The following is a 12,795-nucleotide window of genomic DNA, read 5'->3' on the forward strand; positions in this document are numbered from 1 at the left end:
GCTTTACACCACCCGCGTCAGCACCTTTTCTTCCCGGAACCAGCCGTCCAGATTGGCCACCATCAACTCGGCCATGGCGCGGCGGGTTTCGTGCGTGCCGCTGGCGATGTGGGGCAACAGCACCACGTTGTCCATGGCGTGCAGGGCGGCCGGGGTCTTGGGTTCATGTTCGAACACGTCCAGCCCGGCGCCCGCAATCCGCTTGCCTTCCAGGGCGCTGACCAGCGCGGCCTCGTCCACGACCGTGCCGCGCGCGATATTGATGAGCCACCCATCGGGGCCCAGCGCTTCCAAGACACGCGCGTTCACCATGTGCTGCGTGGCGCCACCACCGGGCACGGCCAGCACCAGGAAGTCGCACTGCGCGGCCAGCGTTTCGATGTCCGGCACGTAACGGTAGTCCGCCGGCGCATCCGCGCGCGGCTTGCGGTTGGTGTACAGAATTTGCATGTCGAAGGCGGCGGCGCGGCGGGCGATCTGCAAACCGATATTGCCCAGCCCCACGATGCCGCAGCGCTTGCCGCTCATGCGGGTGCCCAGCGGAAAGCCTTCGTTGGGCCAACGGCCGGCGCGCACGAAGCGATCGGCTTGGGCGATGCGGCGCGGGGCGGCCAGCATCAAGGCCAACGCCGTGTCGGCGACGCAGGCGTCCAGCACGCCGGGGGTGTTGGTGACGACCACGCCGCGTTCGCGGGCTGCCGCCAGGTCTATCGTGTCGTATCCCACGCCAAAACTGAAAATGCCTTCCAGCGCGGGCAGCGCGTTGATCAGGTCGGCGGTAGCGCCAAAGCGTCCGCTGGTGGCGATGCCGCGTATGTTGGCGCCGTGTTCACGCAGCAGCGCATCGGCGTCGGCGGCTTCCCACAGGCGATGCACGTGATAGCGCGATTCCAGGTCGGCGACCAGGTCGGGCAGCAATGGGCCGACCATCAACAGGTGCGGGGCGGAGGAGGGCGTGGAATCTGTCATGGATGCGGCTTATTGGAAAGGCTGAAAGAAAATGGCTAAATGAAAGCGACCGGCCCGAACATTGGGCCGGTCAACGATCAATTGGTCTGGATATTACGGGTCTTGATGATCTGCCCATAGCGCGCGCGTTCGCTGGCGGCCAGCTCTTGCAACTGCTGCGGGGTGGAGCCGTGCGCGACGGCGCCTTGCGATTCCAGCTTGGTCTTCATGACCGGATCGTTGGCCACGTCGCGAATGGCTTGCGACAGCTTTTCGATCACGGCGGGCGGCGTGCCGGCCGGCGCCAGCACGGCGGTCCACGAGCCGGATTGCGCGTTCTTCACGCCCGCCTCATCGATCGTGGGCACGTCGGGCATGGCGGGCGAACGCGTGGCGCCCGTGACGGCCAGCGCGCGCAGCTTGCCGCCGGTGACGTAGGGCATGGTTTCCAGTACGGACGCAAACAGCATGTCGACGCGGCCGGCCATCAGGTCGGTCATGGCGGGGCCGCCGCCTTTGTACGGCACGTGCATCAGGTCCACACCCGTTGCCTGTTGGAAGATTTCGCCGGACAGGTGCGGCGCGCCGCCCGTGCCCGAGCTGGCGAACGTGTGCTTGCCAGGTTCCGCCTTGGCCAGCTTGACCAGCTCGCCCACATTCTTGGCGGGCAGGGTGGTGGGCACGACCAGCACGAAGGGCAGGTCCGAAAAGAGCGACACGGGGGCGAAGGCGGTGGCCGGGTCCGAATGCAGTTTGTAGATCCACGGGTTGATCGCCAGCATGCCCGAATTGGCGAACAGCAGGGTGTAGCCGTCGGCGGGCGAACGCGCCACCAGGTCGGCGGCGATCTGGCCGCCCGCGCCGGGGCGGTTGTCCACCACCACGGACGACGCCAGCTTGTCGCCCAACGCCGCCGCCAACAGGCGCGCCGAGATGTCGGTGCCGCCGCCCGGTGAAAAAGGCACGATCAGGTTGATCGGGCGCTCGGGGTAACCGGCGGCCTGCGCGCTGAACGGCAATGCGGCGGTGGCGGTCAGGGCCAGCGCCGCGGCGATGAGCCGGACGCGGTGGCGTGCGATGGGGGTTGTCTCCATATCTTTTCTCTTTTTGGGGTGGGAAACGGCTTGCGCCGCGAAAAATTACCGTGCTGCGGTGATGCTCCTTTGGATCCCTGATGCCGTCGTGCGGCCATTTTTTGCGAGTATAGAAACGGCTTTCGATGGATAGCCGTTCGAGCTATAAATAGCATTGATCAATTCAAGGATTGAATCGATGGAGTTTCGTCAGCTAGAGTGTTTCATTGCGGTAGCCGAGGAATTGCACTTCGGCCGCGCGGCCGAACGGCTATGCATGACGCAGCCGCCGCTGTCGCGCCAGATCCAGTTGCTGGAGCAGGACCTGGGCGTGACGCTGTTCGAGCGCAACAGCCGGCAGGTGTTGCTAAGTGCCGCCGGACGCCGCTTTCTGCGCGATGCGCGTCATTTGCTGGAGTTCTCGGCACGTGCCGCCGCCACGGCGCGGCGCACCTCGGGCGGCGAGGCCGGGCATATCACCCTTGGCTTTACCGCCGTGGCGTCCTACCGCTTGATGCCGTCGATGATCATGCGGGCGCGCAAGCTGCTGGCCGATGTTGAAATCCAGCTGCGCGAAACGGTTAGCACCGATCTGGCGCGCTTGCTGGTGGCGCGCGAACTTGACGCGATTCTGGCGCGCAGTGTGCCGCAGCAGGCGGGCATCGAATCGCGCTTGGTCGAGCGCGAGCCGCTGGTGCTGGCCTTGCCCGTCGGATCGCCGTTATGCGAACACGAGACCGTGCCGCTGCGCTTGTTGCAAGGGCAGCCCTTCGTGCTGTATTCGCCGCGTGACGGCAAGTATTTTTACGACCGTATCGTGGGCGCGTTTGGGCTGGCCGATGTGCAGCCGAACTATGTGCAGCGCGCGGGGCAAACCCATACCTTGCTGGCGCTGGTGCGGGCGGGGCTGGGCGTGGGCATCGTGCCGGATTCCGCGCGTGAACTGCGCTTTGAAGGCGTGGAGTTTCGTCCGATCGGCCAGCGCGACCTTTACGCGGATATGTATTTGGCGTGGCATGCCCAGCATGACAATCCCGCGCTGGACGCGTTTCTGGAACGCGTGGTGGGGGTGGATGGCGCGGGGCGCCGCGCGCCGTAGGCCGCCGTGCCTACAGCTGCATCTTGCGCTTGCCCAGCAGCGTCAACGCCAAACTACGGCCGGTACGCATGAAAGGGTACAACGCCGTGGACAGGCAGGGGTTGCGGAATACGGCGGCGTTCACGCTGTTGAACAGGTCGTTGCTGGTGCTGATCAAGGCCAGCCGGTTGATGCAATCGGCGCCCCAGTAGTCTTGCCCATCCAGGTGCAGCAGCATGCCCTGGTTCAAGTCGTAGCCTTGCGCCTTGTAGGCCACGGCCAGGTCGGGGTGGTCGCGCATGTTCAGCAGGTCGATCGGCCCCACCGCTTTCTGCAATTGCAGCATCCGCACGTAGTTCGAGCAGAAGGGGCAGTCTCCGTCGTACAACAGGAAGTTCTTGGAGATGGACATGATGCACCTTGGGTTGAAAACACAGGTCCATTAAAGCGCAATGCGTGCCGCTGTGCGCGGGGCGTTCTGCCAGCTCCCGGCCTTCACCCTTGCGCGGGCGGGCGGCGCGTGGCGGCGTCGCGATCCTGGTCGCGCCAGCGCGCGCGCAGCTGTCCGATCTGGCGCAGCGCCGCTTGCGACATTTTCCACCAGCCGAACGGCCGGGGGTCGGCCAGCATGCTCATGGCGCGCGCGTAGTCCAGCGTCAGCCCGGGCGTCCAGGCCATCGTCAGGGCACGTTTACGAATCTGCGAGGCCACCCACAGTTCCGGCGTCAACAGCAGACGCAGCAATACGCGCCAGCCGGCCTGGCTGCCATGCAGCCGTCCCACCACGCCGTCCAGCGCGGCATCCAGCGCCCGGGCGACCGAGCTTGAGCAGTTGCGGTGAGTCAGGTTGTAGGTGCTGTCCTGGCGATACTGCTGCCAGAAATCGGCCAGCTTCTGCGCGTCGTAATTGCGAAACCGCACGCGCACGGTAGACGGGCACCAGGCCTTGGATTCCGTGGGGTAGTCGGGTTGATACACGCCGGGGATATCGTTTTCGGCGGTGGCGCGCAGCAGGTTGCCGAATTCATCGGGCGAGCGGTCGATTTCGTCGCGCGGGTACAGGCTGATGTAGATGCCTTCTGGCGATTCCAGGGCGGCGTGCCCGGTCGAGATGACGCCGTTGACGTCCACGGCCGCAATGTAGCGGTCCACCAGCGGAAGGTTGCGTGTTTGCGCCTTGGCCGAGCCGGACGGCGTCCACACGTGTACCGTCAGCGCGGGCTCGGAGTCGGCGGGCGGGCCATCCCACATGGTGGGGCCAAGGGGGCGGGGCGCCAGTGTCGACCCTGCCTGTGAAGCCGCCGCAGAAGCGGGCTCCGACGGCATGAAGTCCGGCGACGGGTTGGAGGCGAACGCCGGGTTCGATGCCAGGTGCCTGACCCGCCGCGCCAGCCACAGCAACTTCAGGCCCGCGATGCCCAGGAACAGTCCTACGCAATACGGCAGCGTGCCGACATAGTTGGTGGGGTAGGGCTGGAAGAAGAAAATGGCCAGCAGGATTTCTGCAATGCCCCCCGCAAAGGCGTAGCGCCAACGCTGGTAGCGCACCACATACGCGGCCAGGCACTGCAATACGCCGTCGGTCAGGAACAAGGCGCCAAAAATCATCGACAGGGCAAAGTGCCCGTGGTGGTGGCCCGCCAATATCAAGCTGCCGGCCAGCAGCACGAACAGCCCTTTCACATAGCGCAGCACACGCTGCCCGCCCACGCCGCTGGACGCGATCATCAGCGTGGCCAGCCCTTCGATGATGAAGAGGATCGCGAAGGCGTTCAGCGGAAAGTACAGCGCGTTGTCCAGCGCGTCGATGAAAACGAAGATGCCCGCGACCAAGAAAAACAACCCGGCCGCGAACAGGCCCTTCCAACGCTTGCGCAGATAGGGGACTCCCAAGAGCAGCAATACAAGTTGTGGCATGCCTGTGTTTTCCGGTTCAAGAAGGGCGAAGGACGAAAACCGAATCGTACAGAAACTTGATGGCTTTTTTTACCTTTATGGCTGCTGCTGGGGCGGCGACTAGGGCTGCGGCCGGGGCGTCGTCGGCGCATCCCACGCCAGGCCCATCGCGTAGCCGCGCACGTCTTCCGGCCACGCGGCGACACATTGCGCGTAGCGGTCGCGGTCATCGGCGTACAGCGCGCGGGTGGCTTCTTCAAAGCCGGGCAGGTTGCCGGCCATGCCGGACATGAACCGGTACGCGGCTTCCTGGCGCTGACGTTGCCGACCTTGCGCGTCGTTGTCACGGCGAGCCTGTTCCACCAGCTTGCGCAACGCCACCGACGCGCCGCCCGGCTGCGCGCCCAGCCATTCCCAATGCCTGGGCAACAGCGTGACTTCGCGCGCCACCACGCCCAGCTTGGGCCGGCCGCGCCCGCGCGGCGCCAGGGCGGCGCTGTCGGAAATCTCGCTCGATTCGGGGGGCGCGCCAGCGGGCGCCGCGCCGACGGGCGCCGCGCCAACGGGCGCCGCGCCAACGGGCGCCGCGCCATCGGGCGAACGGTAGCGGTCGGCAACCTGCGCGTCGGACCCGGACAGGTTCAGGTCCGTCTGCGTGCCACTGCCGTCTTGATAGACAAGCAGCGCTTGCGCCGCATCGGCGTCCATGGCGCGCTTGACGGCAAGCGCCACGTCGGCCAGCGGCCCGGCGGCAAGTATTCGGTAGCCTTCAAAGGCGGTGTAGGTGGGGGCGGGCGAGTGATCAGAGACAGTCATGGCGTAGGGGTTCCGGTGGCCAATATCGGCTTGGATGCGTCCAACGCCTTTTGTGAAACGGCGGCGGAAACGTCGTGCAATTATGACCCGGGTAAAAATAACCTGTCAATAACGTCCGGGTAAAAATAGTTGTGGGATTCATGTGTCGAGGCTATAACCCGGGCACTGATTCCGGCGCCCATGCGTGCCGGCCTGGCTGCGCCGTACCCTGTAAAAAACCCTGCATAAACCTAGGGTAGACACCTAGAAAAAATCAGCGGGCGGCGTATAATCTTGCTTTGCGCCCGGAGTTACCCATGCGTCTCGTTCAAAAAGCGCTCACCTTCGACGATGTGTTGTTGGTGCCTGCGTATTCCGAGGTGTTGCCGCGCGACACCTCCCTGGCCACCCGCCTGACCCGCAATATCAGCCTGAATATTCCGCTTGTGTCCGCCGCCATGGACACCGTCACCGAGTCGCGCCTGGCTATCGCCATGGCCCAAGAAGGTGGCATCGGCATCATTCACAAGAATTTGACCGCCGATCAGCAAGCCCGTGAAGTGGCTCGCGTCAAGCGCCACGAATTCGGCATCGTGATCGATCCGGTCACCGTCACCCCCCAAATGAAAGTGCGCGACGCCATTGCGTTGCAGCGCCAGCATGGCATTTCGGGTCTGCCGGTCGTTGAAGGCCGCAAGCTGGTCGGCATCGTGACCAATCGCGATCTGCGTTTTGAAGAAAACCTGGATCAACCCCTGCGCAACATCATGACGCCGCAGGAACGCCTGGTCACCATGAAGGAAGGCGCCACGCTGGACGAGGCCCAGGCGCTGATGCACAAGCACCGTCTGGAACGCGTGCTGATCGTGAACGACGGCTTTGAGCTGCGTGGCCTGGCCACCGTCAAAGACATCGTCAAGAACACCGAACATCCGATGGCCAGCAAAGACGGCCAAGGCCAGTTGCGCGTTGGCGCAGCGGTTGGCGTGGGCGCGGGCACTGAAGAACGCGTGGAAAAGCTGGTTGCCGCCGGCGTTGACGTCCTGATCGTCGACACCGCGCACGGCCACTCCAAGGGCGTGCTGGAAGGCGTGCGCTGGGTCAAGCAGAACTACCCCAAGGTTGAAGTCATTGGCGGCAACATCGCCACCGCCGCCGCCGCGCGCGCGCTGGTCGAGTACGGCGCCGACGGCGTCAAGGTCGGTATCGGCCCCGGCTCCATCTGCACCACGCGTATCGTCGCCGGTGTGGGCGTGCCGCAAATCCATGCCATTTCCGAAGTGGCCAAGGCGCTGGAAGGCACGGGCGTTCCGCTGATCGCCGACGGCGGCATCCGCTACTCGGGCGACGTCGCCAAGGCGCTGGCCGCCGGCGCGTTCTCGTGCATGATGGGCGGCATGTTCGCCGGCACGGAAGAAGCCCCGGGCGAAGTCGTGTTGTTCCAAGGCCGCTCGTACAAGTCGTACCGCGGCATGGGCAGCCTGGGCGCCATGACGGACGGCTCGGCCGACCGCTACTTCCAGGACCCGGCCAACAACGCCGATAAGCTCGTCCCCGAAGGCATCGAAGGCCGCGTCCCCTACAAGGGCAGCGTGCTGGCCATCATTTACCAATTGGTCGGCGGCATCCGCGCCTCGATGGGCTACTGCGGCGCCGCCACCATTGACGACATGCGCACCAAGGCCGAATTCGTGGAGATCACCTCCGCCGGCGTGCGCGAGTCCCACGTACACGACGTGCAGATCACCAAGGAAGCGCCTAACTACCGCGCCGACTGATCCGCACAGTCAACTACAATGTCATGCATCACGCACCGGCAGAATCGCATTAACAATCGCGGTTCTGCCGGTGCGGTTTTATTTAATCGGTAGAGCTCAATGCACCAGCGCATCCTCATTCTTGATTACGGTTCGCAAGTCACCCAACTGATTGCCCGCCGCGTCCGCGAAGCCGGCGTCTATTCCGAAGTGCACCCGGGCGACGTCGACGACGCCTTCGTGCGCGACCAAATGGCGCAGGGCTTGAAGGGCATCATTCTGTCCGGCAGCCACGCATCCGCGTACGAAGAAGGCTCGATGCGCGTGCCGCACGCCGTGTTCGAACTGGGCGTGCCGGTGCTGGGCATCTGCTACGGCATGCAGTCCATGGCGCAGCAACTGGGCGGCGTGGTCAGCTTCTCGGACCACCGCGAATTCGGCTACGCCGAAGTGCGCGCGCACGGCCACACCAAGCTGCTGGAAGGCCTGGACGACTTCACCACGCCCGAAGGCCACGGCATGCTGAAGGTCTGGATGAGCCACGGAGACAAGGTCACCGAGCTGCCCCCGGGCTTCAAGCTGATGGCGTCCACGCCGTCGTGCCCCATCGCCGGCATGGCCGACGAAGACCGCCGCTTCTACGCCGTTCAGTTCCACCCCGAAGTCACGCACACCGTCCAAGGCAAGGCCATGCTGGCCCGCTTTGTGAACGAGATCTGCGAATGCCAGGGCGACTGGAACATGCCCGACTACGTCGCCGAAGCCGTCGCCCGCATCCGCGAGCAAGTCGGCACCGACGAAGTCATCCTGGGCCTGTCCGGCGGCGTGGATTCCTCGGTAGCCGCTGCCCTGATCCACAAGGCCATCGGCGACCAGCTCACCTGCGTGTTCGTCGACCACGGCCTGTTGCGCCTGGACGAAGGCAAGCAGGTCATGCAGACCTTCGCCGAAAACATGGGCGTGAAGATCATTCACGTCGACGCCACCGCCCAATTCATGGGCAAGCTGTCTGGCGTTGCGGACCCCGAAGCCAAGCGCAAGATCATCGGCCGCGAATTCGTCGAAGTGTTCCAGGAACAAGCCGGCAAGCAGCAAAGCGCCAAGTGGCTGGCCCAGGGCACGATCTACCCCGACGTCATCGAATCCGCCGGCGCCAAAACGGGCAAGGCCACGTCCATCAAGTCGCACCACAACGTGGGCGGCCTGCCGGACACGCTGAACCTGCAACTGCTGGAACCCCTGCGCGAACTGTTCAAGGACGAAGTCCGCGAGCTGGGTGTTGCGTTGGGTTTACCGCCGCAAATGGTCTACCGCCACCCGTTCCCGGGTCCGGGTTTGGGTGTTCGGATTCTGGGCGAAGTGAAGCATGAATATGCTGAACTGCTGCGCCGCGCCGATGCGATCTTCATTGAAGAATTGCGGAACACCAAGGATGAGGCTAGTGGTCTGACTTGGTACGAGCTGACCTCGCAAGCGTTTGCCGTGTTCCTGCCGGTGAAGTCGGTGGGCGTGATGGGCGATGGGCGGACTTATGAGTACGTTGTGGCGCTGCGTGCGGTCCAGACGTTTGACTTCATGACCGCTGACTGGGCGCCGCTGCCGCACCCGCTGCTGGCTCGCGTTTCTTCGCGGATCATTAATGAAGTGCGCGGGATTAATCGCGTGGTGTATGACGTGTCGAGCAAGCCGCCGGCGACGATTGAGTGGGAGTGATCCTGCTTAAGGGTTGAGGTAAGAGAAAAGAGCGCTTCGGCGCTCTTTTTGTTTCTGCCGTGGTTGTCAGTGGCTTTAATTGGGGGAGGTGGCTCGCAGCTCAATAAGAATGGGAGCTTCAAATTAAAGTCCTCCCGTTTTTTATTCGGACCAAAGCGATCATGCTAACCGCCGCTCGCTCGTCGCCCGCAAACTAGGGTTATCCGGGATTCTTCATGCTTAAACTTTTGTGAAGAATAAGCGCCAGATGCAGGGCTCCGCCGCGATGAGGCATCAAGGTGGTTCACCGGGGTGCGGCACCTGACGCACCGTACGCAGGATCGCGCGGTGGCGGCCCAGAAGGAGAATCGGATGCTGTTGCGTAGACATTGCCTGGCCGTGATGATGCTGGCGCTGACTGGCTGGGCGACGGGCAGCCAGGCGCAAACGGCGCCTCAGGCCTGGCCGACCAAGCCGGTGCGTCTGGTTGTGGGATTGGCCCCTGGCGGGCTGGTCGACGTGCTGGCGCGCACGGTTCAGCCGCATTTGGCCGAGGCCTTGAAGCAGACCGTTATCGTGGAGAATCGGGGCGGGGCGGGCGGCAACGTGGCGGGCGCCGAGGTCGTGCGTAACGGCGGAGACAACCATACCTTCTTGCTCAATCCATCGACGACCGAATCGGTCAACCCGCTGATGTTCACCAGCATGCCGTTCGATCCGCAGCGTGACCTGCGGCCGGTTGCCTTGTTGGCCAACAGCCAGTTGTTCCTGTTTGTCCGGTCCTCGCTGGGCGTCGATACGCTTGAAGCGTTCGTCGAATACGCGCGCAAGCAGCCCAATCCGCTTAACTACGGGTCGGCCGGCAACGGCACGACGCCGCATCTGGCTGGCGAGCTGCTCAAGCAGGCTACCGGCATGCAGGCCACCCATGCGCCATATCGCGGCGTGGCGCCGGCGATACAAGACCTGGCCGCGGGCCAGATCGACTTTGCGTTTGGACCGGCCACGGTTTTTCCCATGGTGCAAGCGGGCAAGCTGAAGGTGCTGGCGGTGGCGAGCCGGCAACGGGCCGCCGTGGCGCCGGACATACGGACCTTTTCTGAGGCGGGCATTGACGGCGTTTTCGCGGACAGCCTGTTCGGCGTGTATGCCGCCGCCGGCACCCGCGATGATGTGGTCGATCGCATGAACGGCGAAATCAACAAGGTGCTGGCACGGCCGGAGATCAAGGCGCGATTCCTGGACGCCGGCGCCGAGGCGCTACCGCTGAGCGTGGCGGACTACACCGCGCGCGTGCAGGACGAAAAGAAATTGTTCGCCCCATTGATGAAGTCATTGGGGCTGAAGGAACAGTAGAGAAATAAGAAATAAGGAGTCAGACTGCAATTTCGCCGATGCCAGCGCAAAAATGCAGTCTGACTCCATGGTGCAATTTCGCCGATGCCAGCGAAAAATTGCAGTCTGACTCCATGGTGCATCAGCCCAACAGTTCCTTGCGAACGATTTCCGCGCCTTCGCTCAAAGCCAGCAGCTTGCCCTTCGCAATAGCCCGCGACAACGGCGCCATGCCGCAGTTCGTGCACGGATACAGCTTGTCGGCATCCACAAACTTCAGCGCCTTTCTCAGCGTATTGGCCACTTCTTCGGGCGTTTCCACCTTATCGCTTGCCACGTCGATGGCGCCGACCATCACCTTCTTGCCGCGAACCAGTTCAAGCAGATCGATCGGCACGTGCGAGTTGTGGCATTCCAGCGAGATGATGTCGATATTGGATTGTTGCAGCTTGGGGAACGATTCCTCGTACTGACGCCACTCGGACCCCAGCGTTTTCTTCCAGTCGGTGTTGGCCTTGATGCCGTAGCCGTAGCAGATGTGCACGGCGGTTTCGCACTTCAGGCCTTCGATGGCGCGTTCCAGCGTGGCGATGCCCCAGTCGTTGACTTCGTCGAAGAACACGTTGAATGCCGGCTCATCGAATTGGATGATGTCCACGCCCGCGGCTTCCAATTCGCGGGCTTCCTGGTTCAGGATCTTGGCGAATTCCCAGGCCAGTTTTTCACGGCTCTTGTAGTGGGCGTCGTACAGCGTGTCGATCATCGTCATGGGGCCTGGCAGCGCCCATTTGATGGGTTGCTTGGTTTGCTGGCGCAGGAACTTGGCGTCTTCAACAAACACCGGCTTTTGACGGCTGACGGCGCCCACCACGGTCGGCACGCTGGCGTCATAGCGATCACGGATTCGAACGGTTTCGCGCTTTTCGAAATCGACGCCGTCGAGATGCTCGATGAACGTCGTGACAAAGTGCTGACGGGTTTGCTCGCCGTCGCTGACGATATCAATGCCCGCATGCTGTTGTTCTTGCAGCGCCAGGCGCAAGGCGTCTTGTTTGCCCTCGACCAGCTCTTCGTCTTGCAGTTTCCAAGGCGACCAAAGTTTTTCAGGCTGTGCAAGCCACGAGGGCTTGGGCAGGCTGCCGGCGGTGGAGGTGGGCAGTAGTTTTTTCATGATCAGTTGGTCTCGTGTGTTATCTGAGTGATTAGTGCGCGTAGTTGGCGGCCCAGCTTTCCAGCACGTGCTTGTAGGGTTTGATGAAGTGCTCTTCCGTGAACTTTCCCTGCTTCACGGCAAGCTGGCTGCGCTCATCGCGGTCATAGACGATCTGCGTCAGCGAGTAATCCTGATTCTTCAGGCTCGGTTGATAGACCTTGCCCGCGGCGGAATTGGCGTTGTAGATCTCGGGGCGGTAGATCTTCTGGAACGTTTCCATTGTGCTGATGATGCTGATCAGCTCAAGGTTCGTGTAATGGCCAAGCAGGTCGCCCTGAAAATAAAAGGCCAACGGCGCGGCGCTGCCCGGGGGCATGAAGTAACGGACCTGCAAGCCCATTTTTTCGAAGTACTGGTCCGTTGGCGAGAATTCGCTTTGCTGATATTCAACGCCCAGGATGGGGTGCTGATTTTCAGTACGCAGGTACGTCTTGCTGCTCGAGGCGCTGATGCAAATAACCGGCGGCTTGCTGAACTGTTCTTTGTAGGCGCTGGAACTGACAAAGTGCTTGAACAGCTTGCCGTGCAGATCGCCGAAACCGTCAGGCGAGCTAAAGCTGGATTTGTTCTTGTTGTGCTCTTGCAAAAGCACGCTGAAGTCGTAGTCGCGCACGTACGAAGAGAAGTTATTGCCGACGATCCCATCGATGCGTTCGTTGTTGTGGCGGTCGACGATATTGGTCTTCAAGATTTCGATCAGCGGAAACGCATCACTGCCGCCGTTGGCGGCAATGTTCATTTCAACCGAGATGATTTCAAGTTCGACCGTGTAGCGATCTGCCTTGGGGTTGTCCCAATGCGCCAGACTATTGAAGCGCCTGTCGATCATCTTCAGCGTGTTGCGAAGGTTCTGCTGGCGACTCGCGCCCCGCGCCAGATTGGCGAAGTTGGTCGTGATGCGCGTGTTGTCGGACGGCTGATAATTTTCATCAAAAGGAATGCTCTTGATGTTGAAAGTGAACGCGTTGCTCATGGTGATGGTGTGCTGATTTTGGCGAATGGAATACG

11 protein-coding genes are annotated in these 12,795 nt (G+C 62.6%); 4 read left to right on the plus strand and 7 right to left on the minus strand.

The features are described 5' to 3' along the window. Positions 1-3: 3 nt before the first annotated feature. Both KYT87_RS12120 and KYT87_RS12125 read right to left on the minus strand, forming a co-directional pair. Complete coding sequence (locus KYT87_RS12120; protein ID WP_104143718.1) at positions 4-969, minus strand: 2-hydroxyacid dehydrogenase; 966 nt, start codon at positions 967-969, stop codon at positions 4-6. Positions 970-1,046: 77 nt separating this feature from the next. After that, positions 1,047-2,042, minus strand: a complete 996-nt coding sequence (locus KYT87_RS12125; RefSeq protein WP_104143719.1) for a tripartite tricarboxylate transporter substrate binding protein — start codon at positions 2,040-2,042, stop codon at positions 1,047-1,049. A 178-nt stretch (positions 2,043-2,220) separates the two neighbouring features. Between KYT87_RS12125 and KYT87_RS12130 the strand changes: the two genes are divergently transcribed. Beyond that, on the plus strand, positions 2,221-3,120 hold the full coding sequence (locus tag KYT87_RS12130) for a LysR family transcriptional regulator (RefSeq protein WP_046805918.1): 900 nt from the start codon (positions 2,221-2,223) through the stop codon (positions 3,118-3,120). Between the two features lie 10 nt (positions 3,121-3,130). Here the strand turns inward: KYT87_RS12130 and KYT87_RS12135 are convergent, their stop codons facing one another. The 3 genes from KYT87_RS12135 to KYT87_RS12145 form a co-directional block, all read right to left on the minus strand. Further along, entirely contained in the window at positions 3,131-3,511 is a 381-nt protein-coding gene (locus tag KYT87_RS12135; RefSeq protein ID WP_046805857.1) for a DCC1-like thiol-disulfide oxidoreductase family protein, read from the minus strand. Positions 3,512-3,594: 83 nt separating this feature from the next. Then, positions 3,595-5,016: an HdeD family acid-resistance protein gene (locus KYT87_RS12140; protein ID WP_104143722.1), complete on the minus strand. Its 1,422-nt coding sequence runs from the start codon at positions 5,014-5,016 to the stop codon at positions 3,595-3,597. A 99-nt stretch (positions 5,017-5,115) separates the two neighbouring features. Further along, positions 5,116-5,811 carry a DUF2239 family protein gene (locus KYT87_RS12145; RefSeq protein ID WP_219992325.1) on the minus strand — a complete coding sequence of 232 codons (696 nt, stop codon included), beginning with the start codon at positions 5,809-5,811 and terminating at the stop codon, positions 5,116-5,118. Positions 5,812-6,107: 296 nt separating this feature from the next. Here KYT87_RS12145 and guaB point away from each other — a divergent pair, with 296 nt between their 5' ends. The 3 genes from guaB (at position 6,108) to KYT87_RS12160 (ending at position 10,595) form a co-directional block, all read left to right on the plus strand. Beyond that, positions 6,108-7,568 carry an IMP dehydrogenase gene (guaB, locus tag KYT87_RS12150; protein WP_046805860.1) on the plus strand — a complete coding sequence of 487 codons (1,461 nt, stop codon included), beginning with the start codon at positions 6,108-6,110 and terminating at the stop codon, positions 7,566-7,568. Positions 7,569-7,667: 99 nt separating this feature from the next. Further along, the gene (gene guaA, locus KYT87_RS12155; protein WP_046805861.1) at positions 7,668-9,260 is read left to right on the plus strand and encodes a glutamine-hydrolyzing GMP synthase; all 1,593 of its coding nucleotides are present in this window, start codon (positions 7,668-7,670) and stop codon (positions 9,258-9,260) included. Positions 9,261-9,611: 351 nt separating this feature from the next. Further along, positions 9,612-10,595, plus strand: a complete 984-nt coding sequence (locus KYT87_RS12160) for a tripartite tricarboxylate transporter substrate binding protein (RefSeq protein ID WP_219992326.1) — start codon at positions 9,612-9,614, stop codon at positions 10,593-10,595. 121 nt (positions 10,596-10,716) lie between these two features. Here the strand turns inward: KYT87_RS12160 and KYT87_RS12165 are convergent, their stop codons facing one another. Together KYT87_RS12165 and KYT87_RS12170 are read right to left on the minus strand one after the other, a co-directional pair. Further along, complete coding sequence (locus KYT87_RS12165) at positions 10,717-11,745, minus strand: methionine synthase (protein ID WP_104143727.1); 1,029 nt, start codon at positions 11,743-11,745, stop codon at positions 10,717-10,719. A 31-nt stretch (positions 11,746-11,776) separates the two neighbouring features. After that, positions 11,777-12,760 (minus strand): DUF1852 domain-containing protein, encoded by a 984-nt coding sequence (locus KYT87_RS12170; protein WP_120155183.1) that lies wholly within the window; start codon positions 12,758-12,760, stop codon positions 11,777-11,779. Positions 12,761-12,795: the final 35 nt, after the last annotated feature.

The sequence above is a fragment of the Achromobacter sp. ES-001 genome (assembly GCF_019448355.1).
Classification (GTDB): Bacteria; Pseudomonadota; Gammaproteobacteria; order Burkholderiales; family Burkholderiaceae_B; genus Achromobacter; species Achromobacter spanius_B.